The organism is Aeromonas sp. s9 (assembly GCF_040907765.1).
Classification (GTDB): Bacteria; Pseudomonadota; Gammaproteobacteria; order Enterobacterales; family Aeromonadaceae; genus Aeromonas; species Aeromonas caviae.
On the sequence record NZ_JBFOCK010000067.1, the window covers coordinates 55,402 to 74,042 of the forward strand.

Sequence of the window (18,641 nt, forward strand, 5' to 3'; positions counted from 1 at the left end):
CGTCCCCTTGCCGTCACGGCAGGGATGGGATCAGCCGATGGTGCTGTCGAACAGGTTCTTGATGAGGTCGATGAACTCGATGAGGAAGGCTTGCTGGGCTTCGCTGGGGGCGGACAACCAAACGGCGGAGAGCACCTCTTCCAGGTCGGCGACCACGGCATCGGCCTCCTGCATGATCAGGAAGCGCACCTTGGGGTCGAGCTGGGGGTTCTGCTCGCAGATGGTCATCAGGTTGTCGGCCACCCGGCTGCTCACCAAATCCTCGATGGTCTGGGCACCGCCGCCTTGTTGCTGGCTCTCGAACAGACCCAGACTCTCTACCAGATACTCGATCAGCGCAATGTAACCGTCGCTCTCTACCACCATGATGGCTGCCCTTTCTTCATTGCCTTGGGGAAATGGTGCGTATTTTAGTGGCTGAACCCGTCATGGCAAGCGGAAGTGGAGCCGATGGCGGATAAATTGGACACCGCCGCGCTCCACCGTCTCCAATCCGGTCAGCAGGAAGCCGTGACGCAGGAAGAGGGCGAGGCTGAAGGCGCTCGCCTCCGTGGTGAGGCTGCCAAGCCCCATCTGGCTGGCGGCTGCCAGCACCCGCTCCAGCAGCAGGGTGCCGAGCCCCTGGCGCGGATGATCCGCGCTCACGTAGAGCAGGCTGAGATGACCGTCATCGCTCAGGGTGGCAAAGCCAAGGGGCACATCGTCTTGCTCGATGACCCAGCCATGGTGCTCGCGCAACTGGCTGGCAAGCCCCGGGTGATGGGCCCCCCTGGCCCACTGCTCCACCTGCTCCGGGCTGTAGTGTGCAGGCCCCAGGCGGCGTACCGACTGCTCGAACAGATCCAGCAGCCTTGGTATGTGCGCCTCCTCGAGGGGGACGATGCGAGAAGAAGAAAGAGACGGCATGGGTCAACCCTCCCTGATGGTCGCGCGGGGGCCCTGGGGCCGCTTCGCCCTGGGCAGACCCGCCACCACCCGCTCATAGGAGTGGACTATCCAGCCCTGCCAGAGATCGTCAGACAGGCCTTCACTCAGGGTCACCGTGTTCCAGTGCTGCTTGTTCATGTGCCAGCCCGGTTTCACCTCGGGGTGGATCTCCCGCAGCAGCAGGGCGAGCTCGGGTTCGCACTTCAGGTTGATGGAGAGGGGCTCCGCCTGCCAGTCCACCAGGGCAAACATCTTGCCGGCGATGCGGTAGACCAGGATCTCCGGGCCGAAGGGGGTGTCCTCGGTGGCGCCGGGCTGGCTGAGCAAAAATTCACGCAATTGAACGAGGGTCATGGGGACTCCAGGCTGGTCCGATCATGGTGGAAGCATGTTCACCGGGGTGAGCCTTCTGTTAATATGCGCGCCGAGTATACCCCCCATCACCCCGGGAGCCCATGAGATGTTGTACCACAAGACCTTTGAACTGGGTCCCGATCGGGATTGGGTGGTGTTCGTGCACGGTGCGGGCGGCAGCTCCTCCATCTGGTTCAAGCAGTTGCGGGCCTACCGGGAGCACTTCAACGTGCTGCTGCTGGACCTTCGCGGTCACGGCCAGTCCAACCAGCTGCAGCAGGTGGTAAAGGGGCACTACAGCTTTCGGGCCGTGACCGAGGATATCCTGCGCCTGCTGGATCACCTGCGCATCCCCCACGCCCATTTTGTCGGCATCTCCCTTGGCACCATCCTCATTCGCCATTTGGCGGAGCTTCGCCCCGAGCGGGTCAAGAGCATGGTGCTCGGCGGTGCCATCCTGCGTCTCGACATCCGCTCCCGGGTGCTGGTGCAGCTTGGTCGCCTCGGCCAGCACTTCCTGCCCTACATGTGGCTCTACCGCCTGTTCGCCTTCATCATCATGCCGCGCCAGCACCATCAGGAGTCCCGCAACCTCTTCGTGCGCGAGGCCAGAAAGCTGTGCCAGAAGGAGTTCAAGCGCTGGTTCCGTCTCGCCACCGAGGTGAACCCCCTGATGCGCTACTTTCGCGAGCGGGCCCTGCCCATTCCCACCCTCTACGTGATGGGGGAGGAGGATCACATGTTCCTCGCACCGGTGCGCGAGCAGGTAGCCCGCGACCCTTACAGTTGCCTCGAAATCATCGAAAAGTGCGGCCACGTCTGCAACGTGGAGCAGCCGGATCACTTCAACCGCCAGTCCCTGGCGTTTCTCTCCCGTCAGGCGGCGTCATCCGCCCTTTGAGGCCCGGCAAGGGTCTCAGATGAAGTAGTGGCCAATTTCCAGATAGCGCTGGCGGATGTGCTCGATGAGCAGCCTTATCTTGCGCGGCGGCTGGCGGGTGAAGGGGTAGACGGCGTAGATGCCGAGCTTCTTGCCCACCCGGTCGGGAAACAAGTCCACCAGATCCCCCTGCATCAGGTCGTGATAGACCAGACAGCGCGGCACATAGACGATACCGCGTCCTCCCAGCGCCGCCTTGCGCAGGGCCCCGGCGTTGTCGGTTGAAAAGCTCCCCGACACCGACACCAGATAGTTTCCCTCTTCTCCCTTGAAAGCCCACTCCGAGGCCCCCGTGCTCTGGTAGGCGTAGCGCAGGCAGTTGTGGGTGAGCAAATCCGACGGCTCCCGCGGCGCCCCGAAGCGGCGCACATAGGCGGGGGCGGCGCAGATCACCCACTGGGAGTCGAGAATGTGGCGGGCAATCAGGCTCGAGTCATCCAGATAGCCGGTGCGAATGACCAGATCGAACCCCTCTTCCACCAGGTTGACGAAGCGGTTGTCGAGCGACATCTCCACCGTGAGCCCCGGGTGCTGCTGGCAAAAATCGGCCACCGCATCGGCGAGCAAGAGCTCCCCCGAGATGGTGGGCACCGACATCCGCACATGACCGCTCACCTTTTCACCAAATCCCGCCACCGCGTCGAAGGCGTCCAGTGCGGCGGCCTTCACATTTTTGGCACCTTGATAGAGCGCCTTGCCCGCCTCGCTCAGGGTGAGCCGGCGGGTGGTGCGATAGAGGAGCTGGACCCCGAGCTCCTCCTCAAGACGCCCGATCCGCTTGCTAACCACTGAATTTGTCAGGGAATTTTGTTCAGCTACCTTGCTGAAGGATCCGGCCTCCACCACCTGGGCGAAGAGGATGAGGTCGTCGGTACTGGCCATATTGATCAACTTTTGGAACGAATGTTGTTCATTATTTCCATATATCGCGAAAAAGGAACAGGGTAAGGTCACGTCCGCTTAACAAAACAACAACAAGGTGCGCCTCTGCACCCCTCTGGACAAGGACGCAATGATGACAGACACCCTGCTGGCCCTGGTGGCCTTCTCGCCGATCCTGGTGGCCGCCGTGCTGCTGGTCGGCCTCAACTGGCCCGCCAAGCGCGCCATGCCCGTCGCCTTCCTGTTGACCGTGTTCATCGCCCTCTGGGGCTGGCAGATGAGCCCGACCCGGGTCTTTGCCTCTACCCTGCAGGGGCTGGTGATCACGGTGACCGTGCTCTGGATCGTGTTCGGCGCCATCCTGATGCTCAACACCCTGAAACACACCGGTGCCATCAGCGCCATTCGCGGCGGTTTTACCAACATCTCGCCGGACAGGCGCATCCAGGCCATCATCATCGCCTGGTGCTTCGGCGCCTTTATCGAAGGGGCCTCGGGTTTTGGCACCCCGGCCGCCATCGCCGCGCCCCTGCTGGTGGCCATTGGCTTTCCGGCGCTCGCCGCCGTGCTGCTCGGCATGATGATCCAGTCCACCCCGGTGTCGTTCGGCGCGGTGGGCACCCCCATCCTGGTGGGCATCAACAAGGGGCTGGATAACCAGGCCATCGGCCAGACCCTGAGCGCCGGTGGCAGCAGCTGGGACATCTACCTGCAACAGGTGACCACCAACGTGGCCCTCATTCACGCCACCGTCGGCACCCTGATGCCGGTGCTGATGGTGATGATGCTGACCCGCTTCTTCGGTCGCAACCGCAGCTGGACCGAGGGGCTCTCCATCCTGCCCTTCGCGATTTTCGCCGGGCTCGCCTTCACCGTCCCCTATGCCCTCACCGGCATGCTGCTCGGCCCCGAGTTCCCGTCCCTCATCGGCGGTCTGGTGGGGCTGGCCCTGGTGGTGACGGCGGCGCGAGCCGGTTTTCTGGTGCCCAAGAACTCCTGGGATTTCGCCCCCGAGAACGAGTGGCCTGCCGAGTGGCTGGGCTCCCTCAAGCTCGATCTCAAAGAGGCCGCCGGCCGCCCCATGTCGCTCATGCTGGCCTGGCTCCCCTATGTGGCGCTGGCGCTCCTGCTGGTGGCGAGCCGGGTGAGCCCGGCATTCAAGGCCAGCCTCTTGTCGGTGAGCCTCGCCTTCACAGACCTCTTGGGGGAGAAGGGCGTGAGCGCGTCGATTGAGCCGCTCTACCTGCCGGGGGGCCTGCTGGTGCTCTGCGCCCTGCTCGCCACTCTCATTCAGGCCCGTGCCCTGGCGCCCTTCGGGCGGGCACTGGGGGAGTCCAGCCGCACCCTGATCGGCGCCGGCTTCGTGCTGATCTTCACCGTGCCCATGGTGCGCATCTTCATCAACTCCGGCGTCAACGGGGCGGATCTCGCCAGCATGCCGGTGACCACCGCCAACTTTGCCGCCGGGCTGGTGGGGGAGTTCTTCCCGGCCCTCAGCGCCACCATCGGCGCGCTGGGGGCCTTTATCGCCGGCTCCAACACGGTATCGAACATGATGTTCAGCCAGTTCCAGTTTGAAGTGGCCCAGACCCTGGGGGTCTCCACCGCCGCCATGCTGGCGCTGCAAGCCGTGGGCGCAGCGGCTGGCAACATGATCGCCATCCACAACGTGGTGGCGGCCTCGGCCACCGTGGGCCTCTTGGGCCGCGAGGGGGCGACGCTGCGCAAGACGGCGCTGCCGACCCTCTACTACCTGCTGGCCACCGGCCTTATAGGGTTGGCGCTCATGTACAGCTTCCACGTCTCGGACGCACTGCTGCAGTTGAAGTAAAGGAGAGCAAGTGATGAAGGTAATGCGGGTCTATCCGGCCAAGCCGGCCGATGTTTATCTCTACGCCACCTGTCTGGTGGACCTGTTCGACCCGGTGGCGGGGCTCGATGCCATCGCCCTGCTCGAGCGGGAGGGGATAAGGGTGCACTTTGTCGAGAAACAGACCTGCTGCGGGCAGCCGGCCTACACCTCGGGCCATGAAGAGGAGGCGCGCCAGGTGGCGCAAAGCCAGATGGCGCTCTTCCCCGAGCCCTGGCCTGTGGTGGTGCTGTCTGGCTCCTGCGGCGGCATGATGCATCACCACTACCGCCGACTCTTCCCCGAGAGCTCCGAGGTGGCGGCGTTTTGCGAGCGGGTGTTCGAGCTCACCGAGTTTCTGGTCCGGATCTGCCGGGTGCGCTGGCAGGGGGTGGGGAGGGCGAGTATCGTCATGCACACCTCCTGCTCGGCCCGGCGCGAGATGCAGGTGCACACCACGGCCCGCAGCCTGCTGGGGCAGCTCGAGGGCGTCACCTTGCACGAGCAGGCCTACGAGAGCGAGTGCTGCGGCTTTGGCGGCACCTTCTCGGTGCGCCATCCCCACATCAGCCAGGCCATGGTGGAGGACAAGACCCGCCACCTGCTGGCCAGCGGCGCCGACACCCTGGTGAGCGCGGACTGGGGGTGTCTCTTGAACATCAAGGGATCCCTGGCCTATCAGGGCAAGACACTGCCCGCCATGCACCTGGCCAGCTTCCTGCTAGCCCACAGCGAGCCGGTGGCTCAGGGCTTACAAGCGCAAAAACAGGGGGCTAATCATGAGTGATCACGCCAAGTATTCGCCACGCCGCTTCCATCCCCAGGCCGAGGCGGCCCTGGCCGACCCCGTGCTGCGCCAGAACTTTCGCGGCGCCATGGATTATCTGCGCGCCAAGCGCCGCGATGCCTTCGCCGACCCTGCCGAAGAAGCGGCGGTGCGCGATGCGGCGGAGCAGATTCGCCAGCGCTGCCTCTCGCGCCTGCCCGATCTTTTGGTGCAGCTCGAAACCAACTGCGAGCGCAACGGCATCCGGGTGCACTGGGCCCAGACGCCGGCCGAGGCCAATGCCATCATCCTTCGCATCGCCCAGCAACACGGGGTGAGCTCCATCGTCAAGGGCAAGTCCATGGTGAGCGAGGAGGTAGGCTTCAACCACGAGATGGCGCGCCACGGCATCCGCTGCCTTGAGAGCGACATGGGGGAGTTTATCGTCCAGCTCGACGGCGACACCCCGTCCCACATCATCATGCCCGCCATCCACAAGAACAAGCAGGAGGTGAGCGACACCTTCGCAAGCAACCTGGAAGGCTTCACCCCCACCACGGACGTGGACGCCCTGATCCAGACCGGGCGGCGGGCCCTGCGCGAAGAGTTTCGCCGCGCCGGCATGGGGCTCTCCGGCGTCAACTTTGCGGTGGCCGAGACCGGCAGCCTGTGTCTGGTGGAGAACGAGGGCAACGGGCGCATGTGCACTACTGTGCCGAAAGTGCACGTGGCCATCACCGGCATCGAGAAGGTGGTGGAGTGCCTATCCGACGTGCCGCCCCTCTACAGTGCCCTGACCCGCTCGGCCACCGGTCAGGCCATCACCACCTACTTCAACGTCATCAGCGGCCCGCGCCGGGCAGGGGAGCTGGACGGCCCGGACGAGGTGCACCTGGTGCTGCTCGACAACGGCCGCAGCCAGGCTTACCGGGATGAGGAGCTGCGCAAGACATTGCAGTGCATCCGCTGCGGCGCCTGCATGAACCACTGCCCTGTCTACACCCGCATCGGCGGCCACGCCTACGGCACCATCTACCCGGGCCCCATCGGCAAAATCATCTCCCCCCATCTGCTGGGGTTGGAGAGCACGCAGGATCTGGTGACGGCCTCGAGCCTGTGCGGTGCCTGCGGCGAGGTGTGCCCGGTGCGCATCCCCATTCCCGACATGTTGCAGCGCCTGCGCCGGGAGGCCAAGCACGACGCACAGCCCGGCCACGAACCGCTGGCGGGGCAGGGGGCGGCCAGGAGCCGGCTCGAGACCCTCGCCATGCAGGGCTTTGCCTTCGCCGCCACCCACCCGCGCCTCTACCACGCCGCAACCGGTGTGGCCGGTCGCTTGCGGGGCTTGATGCCCAAACACCTGGGCCCCTGGACCCAGTGCCGCGAAGCTCCCAAACCCGCCCCCCAGAGCCTGCACGCCCTGTTGCGCCAGAAGAAGAAGGAGTCCTGAGATGTCGAGCAAAGAGGCCATATTAAGCCGCCTGCGCGGCGCCGCCACCCCCATGGCCCACGCCCCCCATGGCTGGCAGCCCTGGCGCGGGGAGGATGAACAGGCACGGCGCGAGCGCTTTGTTGCCGGGATCAGCGCCAGCCACGCCGAGATCCTGACCGTCAAGGAAGCAACCCTTGCCCGGGATCTGAGCGCCTGGCTGGATGAAGAGGGCGTGACGCATCTGGCCTGTGGCCAGGGTGGCCGCTGGCAGGCGGCCGCCCTGGCCGCCTGCGCCGGGCGATCTGTGTTGACCCCCTCTGGCGAGTTCGCGAGCTGGAAGGACGATCTGTTCGATGTCTGTCAGGCGGGCATCACCCACTGCGCGGGCGCCATCGCCGATACCGGCACCCTGGTGTTGCTGCCCGATGGCGGCGAGCCGCGTACCTTGTCCCTGGTGCCCCCCTGCCATATCGCCCTGCTGGCGGCTTCCACCATCGCCGACAACCTGGCGGGGCTGGTGGCGGCCGGGCGCTGGCAGCAGGCCATGCCCACCAATCTGCTGCTGGTCTCCGGCCCCTCCAAGACCGCCGACATCCAGCAGACCCTGGCCTACGGCGCCCACGGCCCGAGCCGCCTCTTGGTGGTGCTGGTGGAGGATTGCTGATGCGCTGGAATGAATTTGACGCCGCCGTGCTCTCGCGCATCCCGCCCGAGCGGCTGGTGAGCGACCCGGACTTGCGATTGGCCCACGGCACGGACGCCAGCTTCTACCGCCTGGTGCCAGAGCGCATCGTGCGCCTCGACTCTTTGGATGAAGTGCGCTTCGTGCTGTCGGTGTGCCGCGAATTGGGTCTGCCGTGCACCTTTCGCGCCGCCGGCACCAGCCTCTCGGGCCAGGCCCTGAGCGATTCGGTGCTCATCACCCTGACCGACAGCTGGCGCGGCCACCGCATTCTGGACGAGGGGGCGCGCATTGCCCTGCAACCCGGGGTGATCGGCGCCGATGCCAACCGCTATCTGGCGCCTCTGGGGCGCAAGATTGGGCCGGACCCCGCCTCCATCAACGCCTGCAAGCTGGGTGGCATCGCCGCCAACAACGCGAGCGGCATGTGCTGCGGCACCGCCCACAACAGCTACCACACCCTGCACGCCATGACGTTGCTGCTGGCCGATGGCACCGTGCTGGAGAGTGGCGATCCCCAGAGCCGCGCCGCCTTGGCGGCCAGGCGCCCGGATCTGCTCACGGGGCTCGCCGCCCTGCGCGCCGAGGTGCTGGCGAACGCCGAGCTTGCCGCGAAAATTCGCCACAAGTACCGGCTCAAGAACACCACCGGCTACGCCATCAATGCCCTGCTCGACCATGAGGACCCCGTCGATATCCTCACCCACCTGATGATCGGCTCGGAGGGGACCCTCGGCTTTATCGCCGAGGTGGTGCTCGACACCGTGCCCGAATACCCCCACAAGGCCTCGGCCCTGCTGGTGTTTCGGGACGCCGAGCAGGCCTGTCTGGCCACCTCGCGCCTGAAAACTGCGCCGGTGGCGGCGGTGGAGCTGATGGATGGGCGCTCCCTTCGCTCGGTGGCGGGCAAGCCCGGCCTGCCGGACTTTATCAAGACCCTGGATCTGGCTGCCTGCGCCCTGCTTGTCGAGGTGCATGGGGAATCGAAGGAAGAGCTGGTGGATCGCTGCGAGCAGGTGACGGCCATGGCCGCCGAGTTCGTTCAGGTCGCCTCTGTGCCTTTTACCAGCGACAGCGCCGGGCTCTGGGCCATTCGCAAGGGGCTCTTCCCGGCGGTGGGGGCGGTGCGCACCACCGGCACCACCGTCATCATCGAGGATGTTGCCTTTCCCATCGAGCGTCTGGCCGAAGGGGTGGCGGGGTTGCAGCAACTGTTTGATCGCTTCGAGTACGGTGAAGCCATCATCTTCGGCCACGCGCTGGAGGGGAATCTGCACTTCGTCTTTACCCAGGGCTTTGATGATCCGGCCCAGGTGGCCCGCTACGGCGCCTTTATGGATGCGGTGGCCGAGCTGGTCGCGGTGCGCTTTGGCGGGTCCCTCAAGGCCGAGCACGGCACCGGCCGCAACATGGCCCCCTATGTAGAGCTGGAATGGGGGCCGGAGGGGATGGCGCTGATGCGCCGCATCAAGGCGCTGCTGGACCCCGATAACCTGCTCAATCCCGGCGTCATCATCAACGACGACCCCAAGGCCCACCTGGCCCATCTCAAACCCATGCCGGCGAGCGATGCCATCGTCGATCCGTGCATCGAGTGCGGCTTTTGCGAGGCGGTCTGCCCCTCGCGCACCCTGTCGCTCTCGCCGCGCCAGCGCATCGTGCTCTATCGCGAACTGGCCCGCCGCACTCGTGCCGATGAGCCCTCCAACCAGCTGGCCCGGCTGTTTGACTATCAGGGCATCGATACCTGCGCCGCCACCGGGCTCTGCGCCGATCGCTGCCCGGTCGGCATCAACACCGGAGCGCTCATCAAGAAGCTGCGCACAGACAAATATCAGCGCTTCGTGCCCATCGCCCGCTGGAGCGCCGATCACTTCGCCGGCGTTACCCGCACGGCACGCGGAGCCCTCGGCCTAAAAGCCATTGCCGGGAAGGTGTTGGGAGAGAAAGCGCTGGCAGGATTGGTGAACGGGGTTCGCCATCTGAGCGGCCAGCGCACACCCGCCTGGCTGCCGACCCTGCCGGGGCCGAGCCGCTACCTGTGGCCGCAAGGGGAGGGGAGCCATGGCGGATCCAATGAGGGCATTGGAGAGGATCGCGCCGCGGTCTATCTGTCGTCCTGCGCCAGCCGGGTGTTCGGCCAGCAGGAGGAGGCCCCGTCACTGCCGGACGTGGTGCAATCACTTCTCAATAAAGCGGGCTGCCGAGTCATCGTGCCGGCGAGAGTTGAGGGGCTCTGCTGCGGCATGCCCTATGACAGCAAGGGGATGAGCGAGGTAGCGGAAGCCAAGCGTACTGAGCTGGCCGAGGCCCTGTGGCAGGCAAGCGAGCAGGGGCGCTGGCCCGTGCTGCTCGACACCAGCCCCTGCGTGCAGCGGCTGCTCTCGGGGGCGCTCGGCAAGGGCCTTCGGGTGTTCGAGCCCTCTGCCTTTGTGCTGGAACACCTGCTGCCCCATCTCGACCTTGTACCGATTGATGAGACAGTGATGCTCCATATCACCTGCAGCAGCCGGCGCATGGGGCTGGGGGAGACCATGCTGGCGCTGGCCCGCGCCTGTGCTCGCGAGGTGATAATCCCAGAGCATATCCAGTGCTGCGGCTTTGCCGGTGACAAGGGGTTGATGACCCCGGAGCTCAACGCCGCGGCGCTTGCCAGCCTGCCAGCTCAAGTGCCCAGGGATTGCCGTCAGGGATTCAGCAACAGCCGCACCTGTGAAATGGGGCTCAGCCAGCACGCCGGCATTCCCTATCACAGCATCCTCTATCTGGTTGATCAGGCGGCGAGATAGGGAAACAAAAACGGCAGGATAAATATCCTGCCGTTTTCAATACTGGTAAGGAAAGTGCCCATATCAATGTTTTTAATAACATGAAAGGGACCAGATTATGACCCGCTCGATATAAGTAAATGATGATGCTGTTGGACTATGTGGTGTAGTCTCTATTGGATTAGCGTAATCACATGCATAAGGCCGGAGGGTGTTTTTTGGGGGGCTGATATTAATAGGTCCCCCCCCTTGACCTTAATGTCAGATGGGGGTGTTCGATATTTTATGAAAAGTTAGCCTACAGTAGGTTCAAGCAAATAGGTCTCCTTGTGAATCTCGGAGTTTTTTCGTGTGTAGATACCGATTCCCTTGGGGGGTTTTACTGACATCTACACCATCAGAAATTTCCAGAACGGTGGATACAGCATACCCAGTAACTTTAACATCACCTACTTCATCAAGTTCCCTGCCTATACGGAGAACACAAGTAATAGTCGAGCCATGCTTGAATGCTACCTTTTCTAAGAGAACATCCTCTTTAAATTGAGCATCTAACATATCAAAAGTAATAGTTTTTTCTTCATATATACCTTTCCATCTGTAGCGCCCTTCTTTTAAGACTGGCGACACAATTTCTATCATAGCTGAATCATCAATTTCAGAGTTAAGTTTATTTGAGGATAAAATAAATTTCTTGAAATCAACCCTTTCAATTATGCGCTCGTTATCAATAGGTTCAAAACCCTCACTGAGAACATTAAATCCTACTTTTTTTACTTTGTGATATCCATTCAGGTGGGAATAGAGATTTGAACGGCGCTTAACAAACTTAAGGCTTTTGTCTACATAGCTCGCAGCCTTTCTAACAAGTGTTTTATCAATTTTCTCTACAGGTTTTTCTTGTAGCTCAAGTTTTAATTTTTGAATATTTAGTTTTTTCTCTTCTATTGTAAGCTGCTTAATCTCTTTCTCTAATGCTTCGATCTCCGGATCGCTAACAGGTACTCGAGATAATATTATTGAAACTATTGCTAGTAATATTGTTATTTGGTTTCCGTGAGTCCCAAGTAGTCGCCAAAACTCTCGAAACCCGCCCTCTGAAAAAGCCTCACTGTTAACTGATACGTCAATATTCAATATGTCTGCAGCTTCAATGAGAATAGCTAATATTTCTGCTTCACAACGATTACGCACGACCGCATCTATATTGTGGCTGTCATCGGCAAAATAATAATGAAGCTCTAGCTTATCCGCGCAGTCCATCCCACATCCTCTTTAATTAATTTAAAATAAAAAGCTCTTAATAGCTTACTAAGAAAATCGAGAACCCTATATTTATTTTTAGTTGTTGTTTATATCACAACCAAATAGACTTAATGAGAGAATAGTTAAATGCTTTATCGAGTATGTCAGTCATAGTTGTATGTTGATATTCTATTTTCTGCGAAATGCCTTTCTTAACTTTTCGATACCTTCACCAAGAGGCGGGATTTCAATTTTTAGTTTTGTTAAGCCAAACTCAAATTTGCCACCAGATACAATAAGTGCCGCAGCTAACGCAATACCAATGCCTAAAAAAACGACATCAAAAGGATTTCTCCTAACAATATTTTGTAGGTATAATTCCTCATGAGGAGGGAGTTCAGCTGATGCCAAAATTTCGAGTTCTCTAGGCGTTATGGTTGAGGCTCTATATGTAATTGCTGCTGTTACAGATTCAACGGTCATTTCAGCGACAGCCACATCCCCATCATCTTGATCTAACTCAAATTGAACCTCATCCAAAGCAAGTACATAGCATGCTCTTAGTAAAATAAAATATTCACTGAACTGGCGTAATGGAACAGGTTTTCCATCAGACCGAATAGTAACCTCTACTTTTTCTATGTTATTTTCCATTACATAACCCTCCAGATTACCAACAATTTAAATGTAGGTGCTTGTTACATCATTACGAGTTCCTATATTTATTTTAATATAGTAATTTATTTAAGTGTTTAACATATTACAGGTATTTTATGACCCCATGCAACGCGCTTTGATTCACGCTATATGTGTAGCATTTCTTTATCACACAGCAATGGGTTTCAATAATTTCAAAATATTACGATCATTCTGCGTAAACAACATGGCTACCGCACGGGGTTTCAGCTCCCAGAGTGCTCTTTTTAACCAAGTTGAATAGGGGGAAACCATCGTAACTCCCTGACTGCCTTTGGGCTCTGAGGGCCGGATGAGTAGTAGCCTATCAAAGGCCGACCGTACCTGTTGAGTAAAAACACAGCCGATCCGTGGGATTTGAATGAAATCTTGATGGCGGTCAGATTTTGACGTGGAAAGGTCGAGAGAAACGGGGGGGAGGGGAGATGGCCTCTCTTCTTGTTGCTGCTCCGCCCGGCCAACCAAGTCATGTGTTATCTCTTGCTCATCAATGCCTTGTAACAGCTGGTTACAGATCCTGCGTCGACCGGCGAACCCTTCCTCCAGTAAATTCAGCGGCGATTGAATGCACCTCACATAACAAAGCAATTGCAAGGAACAAGAGTCATGAGAATGCACCACAAGGCCATGCTGGCCATCGCCTGCACCGCCGCCCTGTCCGCCTGTGACAGCGAGAAGGCGGCCAACAGCATCGCCAAGCGCGCGCCGCTGCCGTTGCCCGATGCCGGCGTCTATGAGGCGAACCTGCTCAGCCGCGATGGCGATCAGGGGCCGCTGAAGATGATCAAGGGAGTGGAGGGATTGGCGCTGGTCTATCCCAAGGGGGATGGCGAGCAGCGCTGGGGCGTCTGGGTCGAGAACGACGGCAAGTCGATTACCTCTTCGCAATGGATGGGGCTGGCGGCCCAGAAGGAGAACAAGGATGGTATCTATCCGGTGCTGCTGGAGCGCACTTCGGTGCGGGGCAAGCGGCTCGATGCCCAGAGCAACGACCACAACCTCATCAGTTTTCAAGACAAAGCGGTAACCGATCTGGCTGGCAAGGAGGTCAAGCGCTGGACCTTTGACTTCAGCCGTACCGGCACCCAGTTCCGGGATCCGGATCAGAGCACCGCCCTTTATCGCGACTGGAGCGGCCACCTTGCCGTGAGCAAGCTCGCCACCCGGACGATCACCAGCGACAGCTGGCGGGTGGCAGAGGACGCCGGTTTTGGCGATGCCATGGTGGGGCTGATCCGCAGCACCAACAACGGCGGCTCCCTGACCCTGGAGATCGAATTTCCCAAGGCGGGTTGTACCCTGACCGGCAAGGGCAGTGCAGAGTCTGGCAAGGGGCTCAGCAAGCTTAACCTGAGCGGGTTTGGCAAGTGCAGCTTCAAGGCATCAAGCGATCTCAGCCCGCTTGAGAACAAGTGGATGCTGGGTCTGGCCAAGGCCAAAGAGGGGGCAACGGCCTACGTCGCAGCATTCGAGATGCCGGACACCCGCAAGACGACCCTGGTGGTGGGCTTCCCTGAACAGCATGGCCTGATGATGGTGGGCGACAAGCAGCCCTGATCTCGTCTTGATATCCCGCCCCAGCACTGCGTTGTGACCCCGGCCTGGCCGGGGTGTTTGATGGCGGGTGGTTTGTCTCCAGGGACAAACAGAAGGCAAGGCTCAATACCCCGTCATCTCCAGATAGCCAACGCCCTTGGCATCTCCCTCTACCGTCACCGCCCCCTCCCAGTAGTCAAAGCGTCCCGTCATGGCCTGATTGGCTTGGCGGGCACGGATCGTCAGGTTCAACTCGGCGGCCTCCAGCTGCCACTCGATAGGGTAGGCTTGCCCCTTGGGGCCGCGCCAGGTTTTGCCGGGGGTGAGGCGGATCTGCTCAGGATCCAGCACCCGGCTGCTGCCGTCCCGCTCAATCAGGATGCCGTAGCGGTTCTCAGGCTCAGTGTGGCCCGCTTTGGTGCGTAGGCGAAACAGCATCAGCTCGCGCCCATCGTCAAACTGGAGCGAAAACCAGTCCCAGCCCGATTGCCACTCGGCCAATACCGAGCTGCTCCACTCGTGATCAAACCACCCCTCACCGCTGACGTTGCGGGTCTCCCCATCCAGGGTCAGGGTGCCGCTGATGGTCAGGCGGGGGTAGGAGTAGTAGAAGGAGGCGTTGCCCGGGCTCTTCTCGCTGTAACCCGCTTTGCCCTGCAGCACCGCGGGCTTGGCGGCGCTCACCTTCACATCAAGCTCCCCCGCCTTGCTCTGCACCTTGAGGGTGGCGGGAAAGAGCGATTCTCCTTGAGAGGTAAGCACCCACTCTTTCAGCCAATACTCACCGCCGCTGGCACCGGCGAGCCCCGGCCCCTGGCGGCTGGTGCGCTCGTCCTGCTGGTGGCTGCCTTTGCTCACATCCGTGATGGCGAACTGGGCCAGCCAGAGTTGAGGGGTGAGCCAGGGGTTGTCCGATGTGATCTCCAGCTCAATGCCTTGGCGAAACAGGGTCCACTGCATGCCGTAGCCGCGACCCTGCTCGTCTTTGAGGTTGCCGGTGAGATACCACCACTCGGAGCGGTAGTCGGGGTGGGCAGCGTGATCTGCGGGCAGGTTGATGGACTGACCCGGCAGGGTCTTTTTGAAGTGATCGTTGCCGCCACCCAGGATGCTCCCCAGATCGCTGGCCTGCGCATGGCCGCTTATGGCAACAAGCGGGATCAAGAGGGCTGCAAGCCAAGAGGACAAGATTCCCCTCACCCTGGCCCTCTCCCGAAGGGAGAGGGGATGGTTCGCGGCAGCTCTGTGCGCTTCTCTGCGCTGAATCAGGGGCGGTGACAGAGATCTGGTCAATGGGAACGTCAAGGCATGGCTGAGCCAGTGCGCCAACCAATCTTTCATACCACTCTCCTTGCGGCATACCAGGAGGCGAGCGCGCCACAGACGGGGGCGAGCAGGAGCGCCGTGACGGCGTGCAGGGGGGCGGCCTCGAAGGCCAGCCGCCAGCCAAAGGCGCGGGGGTTGACCATCTCAATCAGCACCCAGGCAAGGCCATAGCCCACCGGCAGTGCCAACAATGCCGTGAGCAGCCCGAGGCCCGCCCCCTGCCACATCAGCAGCCGGCGGCAGTGGCGCGGGCTCAGGCCAAGGCTTTGCAGGGTCTGCAACTCGCCGCGCCGAGCCAGCCCCAGCACCATAAAGGCCGAGCCTATGCCAACGAAGGCGATCCCCAGGATCAGCAACTTCAATAGCTCGGTCACCACGAAGGTCTGATCGAACACCCTGAGGGCGGCGGCGTGGATGGCGGGGGCGGGCAACAGGTTCACCTGCTCGCCAAACTGGCTCCTGAGCCTGTCGCCGAGGTGCTCGGGATCCGGGCTGAAGAGGGCAAGGGATTGCACCTTGCTCCCTTCGAAGGCGTGCAGTATCTGCCCCTTGTCGCTGCCGTAATCCTGATAGACGCCGGTGACGGTGAAAGCCCTCGGCCCCCCTTCGCTGGTTACCTCGAGGCGCTGGCCCACCCTGACCCCGAGGCGTACCGTCAGCGGTTCGCTCGCCAGCACCTCGTCGGGAGCGGCGGGCCAGCGCCCGGCCAGCAGGGGGTAGGCGGCTTTGAGCTCGGGGATAAAGTCCATCTGCGCCCACTCGATGGGCTGCCCCTGCCAGCGGGCGGGGAGCACGGCGCGGCGGGAGGCGGCGCTCACCTCCGGCGCGGCGAGGATGGTGTTGAGGGTCTGCTCGCCCAGGGCGCCCCTGCTGCCTGCCACCCCCTTGGGGGCGGTGACGTAGAGATCGGCGGCCAGGCGCTGGCCGAGCCAGATCTCCACGCTCGAGCGAAAGCTCGACACCATGACCCCGATGCCGATGGCCGCGGCGATGGCCAGTTGCAGCGCCATCACCGCGATGGCGGTGCGATCCAGGTGATAGAGGGTTTCGGCCACCCCGAGCCGGGCGGTGAGGGGGCCGCGTGCACGCAGCCGCCCCAGCAAGGAGCGAAGGGCATCGGGCAGCAGGAGGGCCATGGCGAGCAGCCAGCCCCCGGCCACGAAGAGGGCGCCGCCAAGGCCAGTGGCGGGCTGCCACAGACACAGGGCGCACAGCAGCAGAATGGCGATGGCAAGCCCCCGACGTTGCCAGGGGTGAGCCGGTGGGCGGCTGTTGCCCTCTCGCAGCGCAAGGGGGGATTGGCGCAGCAGTTGCCACCAGCCGGGCAGGTTGGCGGCAAGCATCCCCAGAAGGCCAATCACCAGCGCCTTGCCAAGGCTCGCGGGTGAGAGGCGCAGCAGATCGATGGGGTTGGGGCCATAAAGATCGGCCAGCGCCTGGGTGAGCTGCCCCATCAGGGCGAGGGCCAGCAGGCTCCCCAGCAGCAGCCCGAGCAGGGTGCCGATGCTGGCGAGGATCAGGATCTCCAGGGTCAGCCAGCGCAGCACCCGGCGCGGCGGCATCCCGAGGATGATGAGCTGGGCCAGTTGGGGGCGGCGCACGCTCTGCACGAAGCGCTGGGCGTTGAACACCAAAAACAATCCCACCGCCATGGCGAGCAGGGAGAGGGCGGTGAGGTTCAGGGCCAGCGCATCCCCGAGCTGGCTGGCATCGAGCGCCGGGCTGATGGGCTCAAGCCAGAGGGGTTGATGGGGGGCATAGGATTGCAGGGCCGCCTGCAAGGCTCTTTGCAAGGTATTGGCCTCTGCGTCGCTGAGCTTGAAGACGATGCGATCCAGTCTGTCTTCCTTGCCAAGCAGGGGCTGGGCGAGGCCGATGTCGGTCACCAGCAGCCGCTCCATGGGCACGGCGCCGGGCTCGAAGGTGCCGGCCAACGTGAGGGTCAGCGGGCGGGGCGGCGCCCCTTCACCGCCCCCCAACACAAAGGTTCGCGACTGACCCGGTTGCCAGCCAAGGCGCCTTGCCTCGGGGGCCGCCAGCCAGACACTGTCGGCGCGATTCAACGAGACATCGGGTTGGCTGTCTGGCGCATCGCCAAAGAGGCGGCGCAGGGGGCCGGGGTTGAAGAGATCCATCCCCAGCAACTGGAAGCTGCGCCCTTGGGCGTCCTTGAGCCAGGCGTGAAGCTCTGGCATGGCGTCAAGGTTCGGCTGGCTTCGCACCAGCCTCACGTAGACTTGCTCATCCAGGCCACCCTGGGGGGCCAGGCGGTAGTTGGCCTCCCCGGCGAGCTGGCTGCGGGCGGCGACGAAGTTGGTGCGGGCGCTGTGGTTCAAGAGCTCGATGGCCACCACCAGGGTGACCCCGAGGGTGAGCCCGGCCAGGCTCATCAAGAGCAACCAGGGGTGAGCGCGATAGAGGCGCAGCAGCGCCTTGAGCGGCAACATCAGCAGGCCCCCCGGCAAACGTCAGCCATGGCGGCGCCCCTTGAGCTCGACCAGCTGCCCCCCTTCAAGGCGCAGCACCCGATCCGCCAGGTCGCCATAGCCCGGGTTGTGGCTCACCAGCAAGAGACCGGCGCCGGTATCGCGCACCGCCGCCATCATCAGGGCCATCACCTGCTCGGCGTTGTGTTCATCAAGGCTCCCGGTGGGTTCGTCGGCGAGCAGCCAACGGGGCTGATGAATGAGGGCGCGGGCCAGCGCCACCCGCTGGCGCTGGCCGCCGGAGAGCTGTTCCGGCCAGGCGTGGCGTTTGTGGCTCATGCCAAGGCGCGCGAGCAGGGCATCGAGGCGCCCATCGTCCTGGGGCAGGTTGTTTATCTGAAGGGGCAGGGCGAGGTTCTCGGCCACGGTCAGGGTCGGCAGCAGGTTGAAATCCTGATAGACGATGCCGAAATGGCGGCCACGCAGGCGGGCCCGCTCGTCTGTCGGCAGGGTGTCGAGGCGGGTCTCTTCCAGCCAGATCTCCCCCTCGTCCGGGGCGACGAGACCGGCGATGAGGTTGAGCAGGGTGGACTTGCCACAGCCGCTTTGCCCCAGCAGCAGGCAGGTTTCCCCCGGGGTGAGGGCGAGATCCAGCCCCTCAAACAGGGGGAGCGTCTCGCCGCCGTTGGCGAAGCGTTTACTGAGGTTGCGCAGGCTAAGCATGGGATAACCGTTTGATGGTCAATGGCTTTCACAATGTCCGTCACTATGCCAGTTAGTGATCGCGCCTGCAAAAGGGATGGGGATCCTCG

Annotated in this window: 16 protein-coding genes; 7 read left to right on the top strand and 9 right to left on the bottom strand. The window is 62.0% G+C overall.

Annotated elements, in window-relative coordinates:
* Positions 1-30: 30 nt before the first annotated feature.
* Genes AB5Y54_RS13205 through AB5Y54_RS13215 form a run of 3 tightly spaced genes read right to left on the bottom strand, consistent with a single transcriptional unit; the run spans position 31 to position 1,281 of the window.
* Positions 31-366 carry a DUF3802 family protein gene (locus tag AB5Y54_RS13205; protein ID WP_124813426.1) on the bottom strand — a complete coding sequence of 112 codons (336 nt, stop codon included), beginning with the start codon at positions 364-366 and terminating at the stop codon, positions 31-33.
* A 60-nt stretch (positions 367-426) separates the two neighbouring features.
* A complete protein-coding gene (locus tag AB5Y54_RS13210) occupies positions 427-906 on the bottom strand; it encodes a GNAT family N-acetyltransferase (protein ID WP_124813427.1) in 480 nt (159 codons plus the stop codon).
* A 3-nt stretch (positions 907-909) separates the two neighbouring features.
* Positions 910-1,281 (bottom strand): MmcQ/YjbR family DNA-binding protein, encoded by a 372-nt coding sequence (locus tag AB5Y54_RS13215; protein ID WP_124813428.1) that lies wholly within the window; start codon positions 1,279-1,281, stop codon positions 910-912.
* A 106-nt stretch (positions 1,282-1,387) separates the two neighbouring features.
* On the opposite strand from AB5Y54_RS13215, the gene AB5Y54_RS13220 reads away from it, so the two are divergent.
* A complete protein-coding gene (locus AB5Y54_RS13220) occupies positions 1,388-2,182 on the top strand; it encodes an alpha/beta fold hydrolase (RefSeq protein ID WP_104452773.1) in 795 nt (264 codons plus the stop codon).
* 15 nt (positions 2,183-2,197) lie between these two features.
* Here the strand turns inward: AB5Y54_RS13220 and AB5Y54_RS13225 are convergent, their stop codons facing one another.
* A complete protein-coding gene (locus tag AB5Y54_RS13225) occupies positions 2,198-3,175 on the bottom strand; it encodes a LysR family transcriptional regulator (protein WP_080988704.1) in 978 nt (325 codons plus the stop codon).
* Between the two features lie 61 nt (positions 3,176-3,236).
* Between AB5Y54_RS13225 and AB5Y54_RS13230 the strand changes: the two genes are divergently transcribed.
* Genes AB5Y54_RS13230 through AB5Y54_RS13250 form a run of 5 tightly spaced genes read left to right on the top strand, consistent with a single transcriptional unit; the run spans position 3,237 to position 10,621 of the window.
* The gene (locus tag AB5Y54_RS13230) at positions 3,237-4,934 is read left to right on the top strand and encodes an L-lactate permease (protein ID WP_124813429.1); all 1,698 of its coding nucleotides are present in this window, start codon (positions 3,237-3,239) and stop codon (positions 4,932-4,934) included.
* 13 nt (positions 4,935-4,947) lie between these two features.
* A complete protein-coding gene (locus AB5Y54_RS13235) occupies positions 4,948-5,739 on the top strand; it encodes a (Fe-S)-binding protein (protein WP_082038520.1) in 792 nt (263 codons plus the stop codon).
* Positions 5,732-7,168 carry a LutB/LldF family L-lactate oxidation iron-sulfur protein gene (locus AB5Y54_RS13240; RefSeq protein ID WP_139700292.1) on the top strand — a complete coding sequence of 479 codons (1,437 nt, stop codon included), beginning with the start codon at positions 5,732-5,734 and terminating at the stop codon, positions 7,166-7,168. The genes AB5Y54_RS13235 and AB5Y54_RS13240 overlap by 8 nt, the downstream gene beginning before the upstream one ends.
* Before the next feature lies 1 nt (position 7,169).
* The gene (locus tag AB5Y54_RS13245) at positions 7,170-7,814 is read left to right on the top strand and encodes an LUD domain-containing protein (protein WP_124813430.1); all 645 of its coding nucleotides are present in this window, start codon (positions 7,170-7,172) and stop codon (positions 7,812-7,814) included.
* A complete protein-coding gene (locus AB5Y54_RS13250; protein WP_124813431.1) occupies positions 7,814-10,621 on the top strand; it encodes an FAD-binding and (Fe-S)-binding domain-containing protein in 2,808 nt (935 codons plus the stop codon). Before AB5Y54_RS13245 ends, AB5Y54_RS13250 begins: the two co-directional genes overlap by 1 nt.
* A gap of 288 nt (positions 10,622-10,909) precedes the next feature.
* Here AB5Y54_RS13250 and AB5Y54_RS13255 read toward each other — a convergent pair whose 3' ends face one another.
* The gene (locus tag AB5Y54_RS13255; protein ID WP_124813432.1) at positions 10,910-11,863 is read right to left on the bottom strand and encodes a hypothetical protein; all 954 of its coding nucleotides are present in this window, start codon (positions 11,861-11,863) and stop codon (positions 10,910-10,912) included.
* Positions 11,864-12,034: 171 nt separating this feature from the next.
* Complete coding sequence (locus AB5Y54_RS13260) at positions 12,035-12,499, bottom strand: hypothetical protein (RefSeq protein WP_124814465.1); 465 nt, start codon at positions 12,497-12,499, stop codon at positions 12,035-12,037.
* A gap of 654 nt (positions 12,500-13,153) precedes the next feature.
* On the opposite strand from AB5Y54_RS13260, the gene AB5Y54_RS13265 reads away from it, so the two are divergent.
* Positions 13,154-14,098 carry a hypothetical protein gene (locus tag AB5Y54_RS13265; RefSeq protein WP_124814469.1) on the top strand — a complete coding sequence of 315 codons (945 nt, stop codon included), beginning with the start codon at positions 13,154-13,156 and terminating at the stop codon, positions 14,096-14,098.
* Between the two features lie 102 nt (positions 14,099-14,200).
* Here AB5Y54_RS13265 and AB5Y54_RS13270 read toward each other — a convergent pair whose 3' ends face one another.
* The 3 genes from AB5Y54_RS13270 to AB5Y54_RS13280 all read right to left on the bottom strand — a co-directional run bounded on the left by AB5Y54_RS13270 (position 14,201) and on the right by AB5Y54_RS13280 (position 18,552).
* Positions 14,201-15,241, bottom strand: coding sequence for a lipocalin-like domain-containing protein (locus AB5Y54_RS13270; RefSeq protein WP_148091128.1), 1,041 nt, complete (start codon positions 15,239-15,241; stop codon positions 14,201-14,203).
* Between the two features lie 173 nt (positions 15,242-15,414).
* Positions 15,415-17,850, bottom strand: coding sequence for an FtsX-like permease family protein (locus AB5Y54_RS13275; RefSeq protein WP_119197839.1), 2,436 nt, complete (start codon positions 17,848-17,850; stop codon positions 15,415-15,417).
* 21 nt (positions 17,851-17,871) lie between these two features.
* Positions 17,872-18,552, bottom strand: coding sequence for an ABC transporter ATP-binding protein (locus tag AB5Y54_RS13280; RefSeq protein WP_119197741.1), 681 nt, complete (start codon positions 18,550-18,552; stop codon positions 17,872-17,874).
* Positions 18,553-18,641 lie beyond the last annotated feature (89 nt).